The 15,744-nt window shown below is 37.7% G+C and carries 12 protein-coding genes; 7 read left to right on the top strand and 5 right to left on the bottom strand.

The window, feature by feature from the left end; all coding sequences use genetic code 11:
- Positions 1 to 56: 56 nt before the first annotated feature.
- Positions 57 to 506, bottom strand: coding sequence for a hypothetical protein (locus tag JR347_RS17380; protein ID WP_205721843.1), 450 nt, complete (start codon positions 504 to 506; stop codon positions 57 to 59).
- Between the two features lie 155 nt (positions 507 to 661).
- On the opposite strand from JR347_RS17380, the gene JR347_RS17375 reads away from it, so the two are divergent.
- From JR347_RS17375 to JR347_RS17360, 4 genes are all read left to right on the top strand, one after another.
- Positions 662 to 3,082 (top strand): ABC transporter permease, encoded by a 2,421-nt coding sequence (locus tag JR347_RS17375; protein WP_205721842.1) that lies wholly within the window; start codon positions 662 to 664, stop codon positions 3,080 to 3,082.
- Between the two features lie 32 nt (positions 3,083 to 3,114).
- On the top strand, positions 3,115 to 4,125 hold the full coding sequence (locus JR347_RS17370; protein WP_205721841.1) for a helix-turn-helix domain-containing protein: 1,011 nt from the start codon (positions 3,115 to 3,117) through the stop codon (positions 4,123 to 4,125).
- A 65-nt stretch (positions 4,126 to 4,190) separates the two neighbouring features.
- The gene (locus tag JR347_RS17365; protein ID WP_205721840.1) at positions 4,191 to 5,303 is read left to right on the top strand and encodes a hypothetical protein; all 1,113 of its coding nucleotides are present in this window, start codon (positions 4,191 to 4,193) and stop codon (positions 5,301 to 5,303) included.
- Between the two features lie 4 nt (positions 5,304 to 5,307).
- Positions 5,308 to 6,222: an aldo/keto reductase gene (locus tag JR347_RS17360; RefSeq protein ID WP_205721839.1), complete on the top strand. Its 915-nt coding sequence runs from the start codon at positions 5,308 to 5,310 to the stop codon at positions 6,220 to 6,222.
- Here JR347_RS17360 and JR347_RS17355 read toward each other — a convergent pair.
- From JR347_RS17355 to JR347_RS17345, 3 genes are all read right to left on the bottom strand, one after another.
- Positions 6,217 to 7,917 carry a sensor histidine kinase gene (locus JR347_RS17355; RefSeq protein ID WP_205721838.1) on the bottom strand — a complete coding sequence of 567 codons (1,701 nt, stop codon included), beginning with the start codon at positions 7,915 to 7,917 and terminating at the stop codon, positions 6,217 to 6,219. The genes JR347_RS17360 and JR347_RS17355 overlap by 6 nt on opposite strands.
- A 61-nt stretch (positions 7,918 to 7,978) precedes the next feature.
- Positions 7,979 to 9,019: a 23S rRNA (adenine(2503)-C(2))-methyltransferase RlmN gene (rlmN, locus tag JR347_RS17350; RefSeq protein WP_205721837.1), complete on the bottom strand. Its 1,041-nt coding sequence runs from the start codon at positions 9,017 to 9,019 to the stop codon at positions 7,979 to 7,981.
- Positions 9,020 to 9,037: 18 nt separating this feature from the next.
- On the bottom strand, positions 9,038 to 9,475 hold the full coding sequence (locus JR347_RS17345; RefSeq protein WP_205721836.1) for an acyl-CoA thioesterase: 438 nt from the start codon (positions 9,473 to 9,475) through the stop codon (positions 9,038 to 9,040).
- Positions 9,476 to 9,665: 190 nt separating this feature from the next.
- Here JR347_RS17345 and clpB point away from each other — a divergent pair, with 190 nt between their 5' ends.
- A complete protein-coding gene (gene clpB, locus JR347_RS17340) occupies positions 9,666 to 12,272 on the top strand; it encodes an ATP-dependent chaperone ClpB (RefSeq protein WP_205721835.1) in 2,607 nt (868 codons plus the stop codon).
- 61 nt (positions 12,273 to 12,333) lie between these two features.
- On the opposite strand, the gene JR347_RS17335 is transcribed toward clpB, so the two are convergent.
- Positions 12,334 to 13,395: a potassium channel family protein gene (locus tag JR347_RS17335; RefSeq protein ID WP_205721834.1), complete on the bottom strand. Its 1,062-nt coding sequence runs from the start codon at positions 13,393 to 13,395 to the stop codon at positions 12,334 to 12,336.
- A gap of 175 nt (positions 13,396 to 13,570) precedes the next feature.
- On the opposite strand from JR347_RS17335, the gene JR347_RS17330 reads away from it, so the two are divergent.
- A complete protein-coding gene (locus JR347_RS17330) occupies positions 13,571 to 13,948 on the top strand; it encodes a BlaI/MecI/CopY family transcriptional regulator (RefSeq protein ID WP_205721833.1) in 378 nt (125 codons plus the stop codon).
- Positions 13,945 to 15,735 (top strand): M56 family metallopeptidase, encoded by a 1,791-nt coding sequence (locus JR347_RS17325; protein ID WP_205721832.1) that lies wholly within the window; start codon positions 13,945 to 13,947, stop codon positions 15,733 to 15,735. The genes JR347_RS17330 and JR347_RS17325 overlap by 4 nt, the downstream gene beginning before the upstream one ends.
- Positions 15,736 to 15,744 lie beyond the last annotated feature (9 nt).

Genomic DNA, 15,744 nt, shown 5'->3' with positions numbered 1-15,744 from the left:
GGAAGTTACAAAAAGACTTTTTGGTAAGAAAATACCAAGCAAATAGCCACTGTTCATTATCTCTTAAAAAATAACCTTGTGATGTAAATACCATCGCCATCATCTTTACCGGCATCACTCTCCGCAGCACTTGTTACAAATACTAAATCCCAGCCCTCGGCTAGCATTTGATTTATTTTCGAGGTTATGAGGGCATCATTCGAAGCTATATTTTGAAAGTTTATACCTGTTAAAGAGTAAAAGTTTAAAAGTTTTGACTCTTCAAATTCGTCTACTTTAGCATCTTTTCTCTTAATACTGCCCTGATCACTTTTTTTACCATCAGTTCTTTCAGTAGTGAACTCTTCAATGTCAACATCACTGGTGTTTTCAATAAGTCGTGACCTTCCTAATCCTCCAGGAACAATGGATTCTACCACGGTGATAACTTTAAATTCGGATTGGGAATAGGATACTTCCGTTAATGCTAGCGTAATTAAAAGGGTTAAAATTAATAGCTTCTTCATCGATCAATAAATTTGGGTTTTAAGTAGTTGAATTTAAATAATATTCATTTTTACCCATATACAAATACGGTCATTTAATTTATCAGACTTGCGAATTAATTAATTAAACATAGCTGCAATTGCGCAATCCACAATTTAGGTGAAAAATATAGTCTATGATTCGCAACTACTTGGTCACCTCCTTCAGGAATTTAAATCGGCACTGGAAGCTTACCATCATTAACATCTTAGGCCTTTCTGTTGGCGTAGCCTCCTTCCTAATCATTATAACTCATGCTTACCGAGAGCTTTCGTACGATCATTTTCACAAAGACTTTGAGAATACCTATCGAGTTTCAATGTTGTTCACTCCTGAAGGTAGAAAACCTTATCACACACCGGCTACCTTCTCAGCTGTTGGCCCCGGTTTAACGGAAGATATGCCAGAGGTTACTAAGTTTTGCCGAATAATTCCCATGGGTTTCGGTGATGGTGGTTTCGTTCAATACAAATCGAATATTCAAACATTTAAGCACATTCATTATGTAGATAGTTCTTACTTCGATTTGTTTTCATTTCACATGCTCAAGGGTAATTCGAAAACAGCATTAATAGATGTGCATACTGCTGTAATTTCTGATGAGGTAGCACAAGTTTACTTTCCAGAGGAAGACCCGATTGATAAAACCATTTCCATAAATTCGATTGATGGCATTACCGAATACACAATAACTGGAGTATTTGAAAAAAGAAATGATACTCACTTGCCAGCCGACATATTGGTTTCATATAGTTCCTTGGTTAATCTTATTGGTCAGGAGCATGCCTATGCCTGGAACTGGTTCGATTACATCACTTATATTCAGGTTGATCCCTCTGCTGATATCGAGTCACTTACTTCCAGATTCCCCGCATTTATTGACAAGCACGGTGGTGAGCGTAGGGGAAGTAAAATGGTGAATTTTGAACTTCAACCACTAGCAGACATTCACCTGCATTCGAACATAAATCAGGAGATGACTGCCAATGGCGATTATGATACCATTCTATTTTTGATCATTGTGGCGGTGGTAATTTTAATAACTGCCTGGGTTAACTACATCAATTTATACATTTCTCAAGCCTCAGAAAGAATCAAAGAGGTGGGCATTAGAAAAACACTGGGTTCAAAGAAGTCTCAATTAGTTGTACAGTTTTTTCTGGAATCTGCATTAGTTAATCTTATCTCAATAGTCTTGAGTATTGTATTGCTATGGATGGCTATTCCTATGTTCAATGAACTGGCAAATGCTCAACTGGTATTTACAAATATCATTACAAATGATTTTATACTTTTTGTTTGTGCTCTTTGGGTATTCTGTACGTTAATTACCGGGTTTTACCCCGCTTTAGTCATTTCGAGATTTGGAACAATAGCGAGCTTAAAGCAAAAAGGAGGAAACACAACTACGGGCAGATTGAGAAAAGCGTTGGTAACTGCGCAGTTCGCAGCAAGTGCCGGGTTAGTTTCATGGACATTAATTGTGTACGGCCAGTTTTCGTTCATGAATGAGCAGGATTTAGGCATTGATACCTCTCAAACTTTAATAGTAGAGGCTTCGGATCTGTTTCAAAACCCCGATGATCACAAACGTAAGCTTACACTTTTCAAAAATCAGTTAATTGCTTCTGGCTATGCATCAAAAGCCGCTTTTACCTCAGATGTGCCGGGAAAACAAGTAGGTTGGCGTGGAGGTACGGCCAGAATAGGGGAGGATGATGAAAGATCGAACAGTGCAGTTTGTTTTAAGATGGTTGTGGGTAAAGATTACTTTCCAATGCTACAATCAAAGTTAGTAGCAGGAAGATACTTCTTAAATGAAGCAGATAGCAACAGGGTAATTATTAATAGCAAGGCCTTAGAACTTTATGAATTTAATAATGCTGAGGCGGCCTTAGGAAATCGCGTGCAGTTTATGGGCATGGGGGAGTTTGAAATCATTGGAGTGGTTGATAATTACTTTCAAGAGTCGCTGAAAGAAGATTTTAAACCAACGGCCTATTTTAACATCAGTACGGAATTGTCGGATATGATGATAAGAATGGAATCAACCAATTATCAGCAAAACATTGCAGGAATTGAATCTATATTCAAACAAACATTTCCAGAACTACCATTCTCTTACTACTGGCTCGATAGTCAGCTTAACCGGAGACATGATGCTGAAGGTGTATTTTTTGAGGTTTTTAAAGTATTTACCTATCTCACGTTGTTTATCTCATTTTTGGGATTGGTTTCATTGTCTTTTTTCATGGTGGAAAAGAGACTTAAAGAAATCGGGATTCGTAAGGTGTTGGGCTCAAGTGTTTTATCAATAATGAAATTGATTTTTAAAGATATTCTTGTGCTGGTGGCAATTGGCAATTTAATAGCCATACCCTTCGTAATTTATTTTGGTAAAGACTGGCTTTCAGGCTTTGCCTTTCATATCGAATTCAATTCATTCATTTTACTCTTTACTTTATCATTAACCGTGTTCTTTGCTGCTGCTTCTACAGTTTATCATGTAATACGCGCTGCCATGCTCAATCCGGTAACCGTATTGCGAAATGAATGATATAATTAATTAGAATTCTCTATTTTCGTTTCATGACGATTAGAGATATCATTCTAATAGTGTGCAGTGTAGGAGGTATCCAAAGTATATTTTTGGGTGTCGACTTTCTAATCTTTTTTGATAAAAGGAGCGTGTCGTCAAAGCTTCTGGGTGCTCTATTCCTGATGCTCGGGTTAAGAGTGATTAAATCAACGCTGTACATTTTTACCGAAGATGTGCCATTATGGTTCTTAAATGTGGGTTTTACCGCACATTACTTCGTTGGCCCATTGTTGCTATTCTACATCCTTTCAATGAAGAATACAGTTTCTTGGAGGCCATTAAATTGGATTCATTTTATCCCGGGGATAATAATTTTCCTGGCTGCTCCCTGGCTTTCTGTAGAAGATTTCTGGTACCAGGGTGGTTATACTGCGTTATTGTTTCAGTCGATTATCTATCTGATTATATCTTTACTAGTACTGCTCAACTTACGAAACAGCTTTAACAAGCTTCAATTTTCCTGGGGCTTGTTACTTACAATTGGTGTATTGGTTTTTGTGTTCATCTACTTCTCCAATTATCAACTACGGTTAAATCCGTATTATTATGCACCTATAGTATATTCTGCGGTAGTCTATTTTCTTAGTTTTTACCTGATAAAAAAACGCAATGCTATTTTCAATGTCGAATCGAAATACAAGAACATTAATTTAGATGAAGATCAGGCTGAAGGATACAAGACAAAGATTCTGAAGTATTATGAAGAAGAGTCGCCTTACCTTGATAATGAGTATTCGCTTTCCAAGCTTTCTGAAGAGTTGAATATCCCTAAGCATCTGCTTTCTTTAATTTTCGGTAGTAAGTTAAAAATGAGTTTTGTTGATTTCACGAATAGCTACAGAGTGGAAAAGGCTAAGGAAATACTGAAACAAAGTCCGAATTTTACAGTTTCAAGCGTAGCATTCGATTGTGGCTTTAATTCCCTATCCTCGTTTAATCAGGCCTTTAAAAAGTTTACCAAAACCACTCCCTCCAAGTATCGCGAAAAGCATACTAATTAATTAAACCAACATGTGCATTAACTAAAGCTTGTATTAAGCGAAGGAGCTTTTAGCAGGTTTGTTACATGCAAAATCGAGGATTTATATTCTGGAGTACATGTTCTTTTACCTTGCTCATGGTTGTGCTTCAAATGGTTAGGCCGGTGAAAGATGATAGTGCACTTATGGCAGGCTTGGAGATATTACCACTGCTTATGTTGCTGTCATTCGTACTTCTGATTGTCTTTTCTGCACTTCTATTTCATGTTAATGGAAAATCCGGATTTTACCTGTTGTCAGTACTTTTCGTATTCATTTTTCCAATATCGCATTATCTGAACGGTCCATTAGAAGCGTCACTTATTTACGTATTAATAAGTTCTATCAGCTTGGTCATTCTTACCCAGTTTTGGAGAGCGTTATCTGAGTGTGAAGGTAAATCCGAAAGTCATGTTGCTTTTATTATTGCTTATGGTTCTGTGGGTGCCATTCTTGGATCAATTCTGGTGGTAACGTTAGTGGCATCTGGCTTCAAAGATTATCTGCCACTGATTTTGAATGGCCTTATAGTGATGGCTGCAGCTTCTTTTAGTATTGCCATGTCTTATGCTGGTGATAAAGTAAGGATGAAAACTCCCGATTCATATAGGAGGTTTGACAAAACCAGATATGGCTCATTCCTATTACTTTACTCCTTGGTAGCTACCTATTTATACTATCAACAACTTGATATTATCTCCAGATATGAAAATTTCATAGAACCTCAAATTGTATTCGGATTCAGAGACTTGCTCATTAGCTTGCTTACGTTGGCAGTTCACCATTTACTGGTTAAGCAAAATATTAAAATTGAAAAGCATGTGACGGCCATTCCGGTGATAACTGCATCGCTATTTCTACTTATTTTCCTTTCACCATCTCTAATTCCAATTCTATTTGCAGTGGTCGTATTTCGTACGGGAAACTTTACCATCACCAAGCCAAGCAGGGAGCTTTATTACAGCATTAAACCTGGCATGAATAAGTATAAGGGCTTTTTGGATGCCGCTATTTATCGAAGTGGAGATATGCTGGGCGCGCTACTTTTTGCAGGATTAAACAGTTTAGGAATTGGACTCGCCTTTAAATCATTAGCAATTATACCCTTGGTGGCAGTTTGGTACTATACAAGTAAAAAAGTAAGTGTAATTTTAAAATAGAGAGATGGATCGTAGAAATGCAGTTAAGTTAATATCAGCAGCGGGTGCAGGCTTAAGCCTGGGTTTTAAATCATTTGATTTGGATACGAGTAACATTCGAGCGAGGGCAATAGGAACAACCAATGAGATGCTTCCTGTAGTAGGGTTGGGAACATGGCAGACTTTTGATGTTGGAAGTAACTCTACGGAACGTGATGCTTTGACTCAAGTGCTTCGTGAGCTTAGAAATTATGGTGGCTCTGTGGTAGATTCATCGCCCATGTATGGTAGGTCGGAAGAAGTGGTTGGTGAGTTAAGCGCAAAGCTTGGCATTACAAATGAGCTTTTCATGGCTACCAAAGTTTGGACTTCCGGTAAGCAATCAGGTATCAACCAAATGAACCAGTCGATGCAACTGATGAAAAAGCCCAAAATGGATTTAATGCAAATTCATAACTTATTGGATTGGCAAACGCACATTAAGACTCTCAAAGATTGGAAAGAACAGGGCAGGATTAGATATATCGGAATTACCCATTATGTTTCCAGTGCTTTTAGTAAAATGGAATCAATCATGAAGTCAGAACCTATCGATTTTATTCAATTGAACTATTCTATTGATTCTCGAGAAGCAGAAAACTCCATTTTACCCTTAGCCAAAGAGAGAGGGATATCTGTTCTTATCAATCGACCTTATGGCGGTGGTTCTCTGTTTCATAAGGTAAAAGGCAAACAAGTGCCTGATTGGGCTCAGGAGTTTGATTGTGATAGTTGGGGGCAGTTTTTTCTCAAATATCTTCTTTCTAATGAGGCTGTTACATGTGCTATACCCGGCACATCTAAACCCCATCACATGGTAGATAATTTAAAAGCAGGTCTTGGAAGGTTACCATCAGCAAAAATGAGAGGTCGAATGATTGAATTAGTCGGCTCGTTATGATTTATTCTTCGGAAGAATAATTCGCGCGGTGGTTCCGGTGGTTCTATTGTTGGTGAGCATCAACTTACCATGATTCAGCTTGATTAAATCAATGCTTAATGACAAGCCCAGTCCTGTGCCAGATTCCCCTGACGTGCCAGATTCCGATTTAATGGACTTAGCCCCGGCTTGTAATTCTTTAATGCGTGCCTCAGAAATTCCTACGCCACTGTCTATAATGTCAATAATAATTTCATCCGGACCTTCAGATGAGATGATCTCAATCGTACCTCTCTCAGGAGTAAATTTAATAGCATTGCTTAGCAAGTTTCTCACCACAAGTTTCAGGCTTTCCTGATCTACCCAGGCTTCAGAAGTTACAACGTGGCTGCTGGTTAAAGCAATATTTTTTGCTACTAAATCTTCTTTATACAAATCGATATTTTGCTCTAATATCTTCTCGATATTTACTTTTTCAGGCTTGCTCTTAAAGCCTTCCATTTGTGTTTTAGCCCAATTCAGTAAGTTATCAATATTAAAGGTAACCTTACCAAGTTGAATGCTCAGTTTATTGTTAAACTCCTCAAACTCCTCTTCCGACATAGTATCTCGGATACTCATCATGCCTTTGAGTGAGTTGAGCGGCCCTCGAATATCATGGCTAATGATACTAAGCAGTCTGTTTTTGGTTTTGTTTAGTTCAATTAATTTTTTCTCTGTTACCTTTAAGTCTGTAATGTTAATCACATAAACTGCCAGTGCGAATTGCTCCTTTTTTGCATCAAAAATGGGGATATATTTACCAAGTGTGTATATTTTTCTTCCATCAGGCATCTTTACTTGCTCATTAAAATCAGGAGAGTTGCCTTTTAATCCTTCTATAATTAAAGGTTCATGAATTTTAAGAATGTTTTCTGGCAATACACTTGTGTAGTGCATTGTTTCAATTTCCTGAACCGGAATATTAAATGTTTTTTCATAGAGCGAATTGGCAATCAGATACTTACCATTCATATCAAGCAAACCGATAAAAACAGGTAAGCTATCAATTGTAGCCCTTATTAGTTGTCGGTTTTTAAATATTTCATCCCTTTGTTGTATGATTTCCTTCTCCTGTATTTCAAGTGTGCTGCTATATTCTTTTAGTTTATTTACATTGGCCAAAAGGGCATTTCTGTACACTGCCGTAAAATAGTAGACACAAAAAAAGGCCACTGCAGTATTCAGGTAGGCCATTATAGTATCGTTGGTAATTTCTAGACCTGCATTTAATTGCCTGATGGTAATCATTATCAATGTACTAATGGCGGTTAATAGAAATAGAATTAGCTTTCCTGGATTATCGAGAAGCACGACAATGATAGTTGAATAACCCACCATAAATATTTCATTATACCTGTTCTCATAGTTTAAAACAGCTCTGAAAACCACGGCATCAATGAAGATAAACCCAACCCCAATTAAATATAATTTGGCCGTTTTTGTTTTTAAATTATAGTTGAGATAAAGAGTAGGTACTGTTAAAATAAATACACCGGTGTAAATTATAAACCCTTGAGTGTAGATCCCAAGAGTAAGGTTTAGCGTGCCGAAAACTAAGGCCAGCACACCGGCTAATAGAGCAAAAATATTGATGAGCCTGATCCTTAATTTTTCAAAGTCAGTGGTTTCTTCACCTACTCCAAAATTTGTTATCGTGGCTAAAAATCTGGTCATCAGCTATTTAATAACCAACAATTTAAGAATGTAACCCTAATAATCTAAGGGAATAACCAGATTAATTTTCACCCTTATTGGCCAATTGTCCGCACGCTGCATCTATATCTTTACCCCTGCTTCTTCGAACAGTAATGGCTACATCATTTTGTTCTAACAACCTCACATACAGGCCAATAGCGGCAGGGTCTGCCTGCTGAAACTCACCATCATCTATTGGGTTATATTCTATTAAGTTAACCTTTGAAGGAACGGCTTTACAAATCTTTAATAGTGCTTCGGCATCTTTTTGCTGGTCGTTAATGCCTTTCCAAACCACATATTCATAAGTGATTTTTCTTCGGGTTTTATCGTACCAGTATTTAAGGCTATCAATAAGATCTTCCAATGGATTCTTTTCATTGATAGGCATTACTTTAGAGCGGGTCTCGTTAATGGCTGAATGTAACGATACTGCCAGGTTGAATTTCACTTCATCATCGGCCATTTTCTTTATGAGCTTAGGTATACCCACAGTGGAAAGAGTAATTCGTTTAGCTGACATTCCCAATCCCTTATCGCCTGTAATTTTGTCAATGGCAGCAATCACATTATTATAATTCAATAATGGCTCGCCCATGCCCATGAAAACAATATTGGTCAACGGTCTTCCGAAGAATTGCTCGCCTTGCTCTTTAATGGCAACCACCTGATCATAAATCTCGTCAGGGTTAAGGTTGCGCATGCGTTTTAGTCTGGCTGTTGCACAAAAATGACAATCAAGGCTACAACCTACCTGGCTGGAAATGCAGGCCGTAATCCGTTTCTCAGTTGGAATTAATACAGATTCTACAGTCATTCCATCATATAGCTTAACTGCATTTTTGATGGTGCCATCAGAGCTGCGCTGCATCTGATCAACCGCAATATGGTTTATTACAAAGTCCTTTTTTAACTGCTCTCGAGTGGCCAACGAAAGGTTAGTCATCTGGTCAAAATCTTTGGCTGATTTCTTCCATAGCCATTCATCTACTTGCTTGGCGCGAAAGCGCTTTTCACCTATCGACTCGAAGTAATCGCCAATATCCTCTACGCTAAGTTGCCTGATGTCTTTTGCTGCCATAGCTGCAAAGATAGTATCTTAATTTCCTTGCTTTATTATTTGAAGAAATTTCGTTGGAATTGAGGCAATCTTCTTTTGCTCATAGTCGAAACAAACAATGCCGGTTTTGCCAAGCGCGGTTATTTTACCTGAGGTATGATTTTCGATAACATACAGCATGTCAAATCCAACTTTTGAGATGTTCTCAATGGCTATCTTAATCACCAGTTCATCTCTATAAAATGTTTCCGATTTATAGGTTATAGCTGCATTAGTTACAATAATACCAACATTATTTTCTATCGAAACTTCATCTTTATAGCCATGATGTTGAAAAAACTGCATCCGTGCCTCCTGCATAATGGTGAGTACTTTGTCATTACCTACATGACCGCCATAGTTAATGTCTGATATGGCAACCGTGTAAGAAGCTGTGTGAATGAACTCAGAAGGGGGGACTATTTTGTTATTACTCATATGCGATTTATTAAAGACATATTGACATATTTTAAGGTAATATTTAAATATAATATGCCATTATGACCTGATTTAATAGTTGGATTACTATTTGACAAATATCTATTGAAAGAATAATTAAAAGAAATATGAGGCAATTAATTGATCGAGATTGAGATAACTGATTGCCGACTACAAAAGTTATAAAAAAATGAATTTTGATAAGTACACAATAAAATCGCAGGAGGTTTTGCAAAAAGCAGCAGAAGTGGCTTTGGGCTTTGAGCAGCAGGCCATTGAGCCTGGCCACCTGTTAAGTGCTATTCTCAGCACTGATGAAAACTTGGTTTCATTTATTATTAAAAAGTTAAATGTAAATCAGGTCCATTTAAGCGCCAAACTGGAAGAAATTATTCAGAGCTACCCTAAAATAAGTGGTCAAAAACCTTACTTGTCTAACGATTCTGCCGCAGCACTTCAAAAGGCAGAAAAAGAACTAAAAACGTTCAATGACGAGTACATAGCCGTTGAGCATATAGTTATTGGATTATTACAAGGTAAAGATAAGGTGGCCTCCTTATTAAAGGATGTTGGTTTTGAGTACAAAACGTTGTTGGCTGCTATTAAAGAGCTAAGAGGTAATAGCAGGGTAACGGATCAGAATGCAGAATCTAAGTACAAATCATTGGAACGCTATTCTGTGAACTTGAATGAGCAAGCCAAGAAAGGTAAAATAGATCCGGTAATAGGTAGGGATGATGAGATCAGAAGAGTGCTTCAGATATTATCCAGACGAACAAAGAATAATCCTATACTACTCGGTGAACCGGGTGTGGGTAAAACGGCCATTGTGGAAGGTATGGCACAGCGTATTGTAGATGGCGATGTTCCGGAAAACTTAAAAGACAAGATTCTTATCTCATTAGATATGGGTCTTTTAGTAGCTGGCGCCAAATATAAAGGTGAGTTTGAAGAGCGTTTAAAGTCCGTAATTAAAGAAGTAGTAGATTCTGATGGGCAAATTATTTTGTTCATCGATGAGATTCACACTTTAATTGGAGCAGGTGGAGGAGAAGGAGCCATGGACGCTGCGAACCTCTTAAAACCTGCGCTGGCAAGAGGCGAGTTGCATGCAATTGGTGCAACTACCCTTAAGGAGTACCAAAAGTATGTTGAAAAAGATAAAGCGTTAGAGCGTAGGTTTCAATCAGTTACAGTTGATGAGCCATCAACACCTGATGCAATTTCTATACTCAGAGGTATTAAGGAGAAATACGAACTGCACCACGGTGTAAGAATAAAAGATGACGCTGTGATTGCATCCGTAGAGCTATCTAATAGATATATCTCAGATAGGTTTTTGCCCGATAAGGCCATTGACTTAATGGATGAGGCAGCTTCTAAACTCAGATTAGAAATGGACTCTATGCCTGAAGAGCTTGATGAGTTGAACAGACGAATTATGCAATTAGAAATTGAACGAGAGGCCATTAGAAGAGAAAAGGATAAAGACAAGGAAAGAGATCTTACCAAGGAAATTGCCGAACTCACTGACAAACGAAATGATCTGAAAGCCAAGTGGGAAAATGAGAAGGCAGTTGTTCAGGGTATCAGAAATGAAAAGGAAAAAATTGATAAGCTTAAGTTTGAGGCGGAGCAAGCAGAGAAGGCTGGCGATTTTGGTCTGGTAGCAGAGATTCGATACGGTAAGCTTGTAGAAGCGGAACAAAATCTTGAAAAATTCCAGGCTAAAATGAAGGAGCAACAAGGGTCTTCTATGCTAAAAGAAGAAGTAGACTCAGAAGATATTGCAGAAGTTGTTTCTCGCTGGACGGGCATACCACTCTCTAAAATGATTCAAAGTGAGCGTGAAAAGCTGTTGTATCTTGAAGAGGAATTAGGAAAACGAGTTGCCGGACAAGAGGAGGCCATTCAGGCTCTTTCAGATGCAGTGAGAAGGAGCAGAGCCGGATTACAAGACCCTAAAAGGCCAATCGGTTCGTTCATTTTCTTAGGTACTACAGGTGTTGGAAAAACCGAGCTTTCTAAAGCTTTGGCCGAATACCTGTTTAACGATGAAAATGCCATGGTACGCATTGACATGTCGGAGTATCAGGAAAGACATTCAGTGAGCCGTTTGGTAGGAGCGCCTCCGGGATATGTAGGGTATGATGAAGGCGGCCAGTTAACGGAAGCTGTAAGAAGAAAGCCTTACTCAGTTATTCTCTTAGATGAAATTGAAAAGGCGCACCCCGATGTGTTCAACATCTTGTTGCAGGTGTTAGATGAAGGTAGATTGACCGATAATAAAGGGCGCGTAGCCAACTTCAAGAATACGATCATCATCATGACAACCAATATGGGCTCGCACATTATTCAGGAGAATTTTGAAAATATGACGGATGATAACCATGAAGAAGTTCTTGAGACTACTAAAAATCAGGTATTTGAATTAATGAAAAAGTCGATGAGACCAGAGTTCTTGAACAGGATTGATGAAACCATTATGTTCAGACCACTCTCTAAAGCCGATATCCGAAAAATTGTGGATATACAGTTCAAGTCAATTCAGAAGATGTTGGAGGACAATGGAGTGAAGCTTGAAATTTCTGATAAGGCATTGGATTACTTAGCTAAGCAAGGTTTCGATCCTCAATTTGGTGCAAGACCATTGAAGAGAGTGTTGCAGAAAGAGATTTTAAATCAACTTTCTAAAGAAATTTTAGCAGGTAAAGTCAATAAAGAGAGCCTTGTTGGCGTTGATATAAATGACGATGGTCAAATTGAGTTTCTCAATTTAGATCAGGTTGAAATTTAGCACTAGTTTGATAAGTGTAGTTTGGTAGAGGCCCTGACCCTGAATAAGGTGTCAGGGTTTCTTATAAATAGCCTTCATCAACATTAAAGAATCGTTTTAGCTTTTTAACAGAGTTCTTATTAATGATCATTATCAAATAATCTTCCTCTGAGATTTTTACTGTTTCTTCCGGGTTCTTCATCAGAGTTCTTTTGCCATCTTCAATTTTCACTATTCCAATCAAAACAACATTAAACTCCTTTTTAATGTCATAGAAAACTTTGTCGTAAAATTGCCCATTGTAAGGGTTATCCTTTAAAACTTTATACTGCTTTATATCATAATGCTCGTCTGTTTGCGGGTAGGATAATATTTCTTCAGAATATTCAGCCACATCGGGCTCAAAAATATAGCTGGCCAACAAACGGGATGCTATTTCATGTTTACTTACAGCATAGGTTACCCCTGCACTTTGGAAAGTGGTTTTAAGGTTGGCATTGTCTAATGTTACCACATATTTTAAATCGCTAAACTGCTTCTTTAAATTAAGTATGTACACTAGTTTTTCTGTGTCATCATCCAAATTCACGAAAATAATGGAACATTCTTCTACATTCAATTTGGTGAGCATCTCCACATTACTGTAGTCAGAAAAGAGCGTAAATACATTTTTGTTAGGGTAGAACTCCCTTATAATATCGATGTTGTCTTTTTCCTTAGTAACAACGGCTACTTGCCTTCCTGCTGCTATTAGCTGATCAATAACGGCTTTTCCAAAATCTGACCAGCCTACCATCACTACATGATTCGTAAAGTTTGTTCCGTTCATACCCAGTTTGTTATTCTCTCTTATGGTGTTCATTATGCTACTTATTTGACCGATCATGACACCATAAAAACCAAGACTAGCCAACAAAAAAATAGAACCAAAAATGCGCCCCTCCTGCGTAACAGGAGTCAAATCTCCATAACCAACAGTGGTCAAGGTAACCATGGCAAACCAAATTGCATCACCATAATCTTTAATGGTAGCATTAGGGTCCTGCGACTCGAAATAGAACAAGATGGCAGTGAGCATGGCATAGCCAACCATAAAGCCTAAAATAATAATGCCTATTCTTAATACATTCGAGAGTTTAGCCATAATTCTAAACTTGAATATAAGAAAGAAAATCAATTAAAACCCATCTGTAGACATCTGTTTAACAGACTCTTATAAATAGTTACGTGAGTGGTATGAAACTATCTACGAAAAAATTCGTATTAAAATTTGTTTTCTAAAAATCAAAATTTACATTTGTCTACGAATAGTTTCGTATATGAAAATTAAACCCACTGATAAGGAATTAGAAATACTTCAAGTGCTTTGGAAGCAAGGCCCTTCAACGGTTAGGGAAGTAAATGAACAACTATCCACCGAAAAGGAGGTAGGTTACACCACCACTTTGAAGTTCATGCAAATCATGCACGAAAAGGGAATTGTGTCCAGAGAGTTGTTTGGTAAAACACATCGGTATACGGCAATTATTAATCAAGAGTCGATACAACAAACACTGGTTGAGCAGCTTATGGAAACCGCATTTCAGGGTTCAGCTATGAAAATGGTGATGCAGGTTTTAGGTAACAAAAAATCTGATGCTAAGGAGCTTAAAGAGATTAAGGAGTATATCGATAAACTAAATGATGAACAAAAATGACTGGAGTAATTGAAGCTATCGGGTACACACTTCTACATTCAATGTGGCAAGGTTTGTTCATGGTTTTGGTGCTGTTTGGTTTCAAGGCACTTTTTAGGGTCGAGTCTTCTTCCATTAAATATCTGTTGGCATGCATCGCACTATTGATGCTATCAATAAGTGCATTGGCCACATTCTGGTATTACCAAACCAGCTCAATTCAGTCTGGTGAGTTGAATCAAGTTTACTTTGTATTCTCAAGTAATCTGGTAGAAGATGTAAGTACGATAGCATTCATAAGTTGGATACAATCACATATTCAAAGTATTGTTTTTATTTGGCTTGCCGGTGTTGGCGCCATGCTTCTGCGGTTTACAGGCAGCATTGTGTATCTCAAATGGCTTGTGAGTAAATCTGTTTTGGTAACTAATGATAAATGGCATGAAATTACAAATACACTTAGTAGTAAATTGGGTATATCAAAACCTGTACAATTAAAATTTTCTACAAGGATTGATGTCCCGTGTGTAGTAGGAATTTTAAAACCGGTTATTTTATTTCCAATTTCCTATGCATCCAACCTAAGTTTGAGTCAGCTTGAATTGATCATTTCACACGAACTGGTTCATATCAAGCGATACGATTTTCTGGTTAATATTTTACAGCATTTAATTGAATCGATTTTCTTCTTTAATCCTTTTGTGTGGGTGATTTCAGGCATTATTCGAGCTGAAAGAGAGAATGCTGTGGATGACGAAGTAGTGTCAATTTTAGAAAATAAGAATGAATATATTAAAACTCTTGCAGCGGTAGAGGAGGTGAGATTACGTCCTCTATTGGCCACTCAATTTGCAACCAATAACAACTTAATAACACGAATAAAACGATTAACAGGTATGAAAACTCAAAACAAAATGGAAGTAAAATTAATAGCGCTATTGGTCATGGCGGCTATTATTATGAGCTTTAGTTGGTACTCCAAAAAAGACAAGCCAACTCGTTTACATCAGAATGATGTAATTAAAAATACAATTGTAGACGCTCAACAGAAGAAAGTCAAAGTGAAAAGTAATAATGATGTAGCGTTTGCTGACGATAGGGAGAATCCGAAAGAAGATGACGATAGAGTTGTGCAAACCAGAACCAACGTAAGGGTAGAAGAAAAAAGAGCTGTAAAAGAAACTCGAGTGGTAAAGAAGGATTCGTTAGAAGAAGATGATGACTGGAGAAATGATGATTGGCCGAGAAGAAACTCAATCCATTTTGACAGGTCTGAAGAACTGACAAGATGGTCGGAAGAATTTATGGAAGAGTTTTCTAAAAAGTTTGAAGATTTCTATGCAGAACACGGTGAAGAACTCAACAGAATGTCAGAAGAGCTGAGTATTAAAATGAGCAAGTTCGATGATAAGCGATTTGAGGACATGATTCAGGCTGAAGTATTACGTGCGAAGGAAATGGCTCAGCGGGTTTTAGTTGATGAGGAACGCATTCATGCAGAGCTTGAGCGAGCCAAAGAAGTAATGGAAAAGCAGCTAAAAGTAGAAGAATTGAGAGTGAGAGAAATTGAAGCCATGGCTCATAATATTCAAAAGAGAGTGGAGGAATTTGAAAACGAGCTAGTGGATGAAATTAGAAAGGATGGCTACCTCAAAGGCAGTGAAAGACTATCAGACTTAGAATTTGAGAGAAATGGAGATGTGCTGGTGAATGGAGATAAAGTTTCAGATTCTGATGCCAAAAAATATCGTGACATCTATGAAAAACACTTCGATAATGAGCCTGATGGGGTGATTTATAAAAGATAGTGGAAGGAG

The organism is Fulvivirga lutea (assembly GCF_017068455.1).
Classification (GTDB): Bacteria; Bacteroidota; Bacteroidia; order Cytophagales; family Cyclobacteriaceae; genus Fulvivirga; species Fulvivirga lutea.
Note: the sequence above shows the minus strand (reverse complement) of the source record. Positions and strands in the feature narration are given on the sequence as shown.

Bases quoted from the DNA above. Each gene is read 5' to 3' on its own strand.
- JR347_RS17375 (WP_205721842.1), top strand. From the start codon at position 662: ATGATTCGCAACTACTTGGTCACCTCCTTCAGGAATTTAAATCGGCAC.
- clpB (WP_205721835.1), top strand. From the start codon at position 9,666: ATGAATTTTGATAAGTACACAATAAAATCGCAGGAGGTTTTGCAAAAA.
- JR347_RS17380 (WP_205721843.1), bottom strand. From the start codon at position 506: ATGAAGAAGCTATTAATTTTAACCCTTTTAATTACGCTAGCATTAACG.
- JR347_RS17365 (WP_205721840.1), top strand. From the start codon at position 4,191: ATGCAAAATCGAGGATTTATATTCTGGAGTACATGTTCTTTTACCTTG.
- rlmN (WP_205721837.1), bottom strand. From the start codon at position 9,019: ATGGCAGCAAAAGACATCAGGCAACTTAGCGTAGAGGATATTGGCGAT.
- JR347_RS17360 (WP_205721839.1), top strand. From the start codon at position 5,308: ATGGATCGTAGAAATGCAGTTAAGTTAATATCAGCAGCGGGTGCAGGC.
- JR347_RS17370 (WP_205721841.1), top strand. From the start codon at position 3,115: ATGACGATTAGAGATATCATTCTAATAGTGTGCAGTGTAGGAGGTATC.
- JR347_RS17325 (WP_205721832.1), top strand. From the start codon at position 13,945: ATGACTGGAGTAATTGAAGCTATCGGGTACACACTTCTACATTCAATG.
- JR347_RS17330 (WP_205721833.1), top strand. From the start codon at position 13,571: ATGAAAATTAAACCCACTGATAAGGAATTAGAAATACTTCAAGTGCTT.
- JR347_RS17335 (WP_205721834.1), bottom strand. From the start codon at position 13,395: ATGGCTAAACTCTCGAATGTATTAAGAATAGGCATTATTATTTTAGGC.
- JR347_RS17355 (WP_205721838.1), bottom strand. From the start codon at position 7,917: ATGACCAGATTTTTAGCCACGATAACAAATTTTGGAGTAGGTGAAGAA.
- JR347_RS17345 (WP_205721836.1), bottom strand. From the start codon at position 9,475: ATGAGTAATAACAAAATAGTCCCCCCTTCTGAGTTCATTCACACAGCT.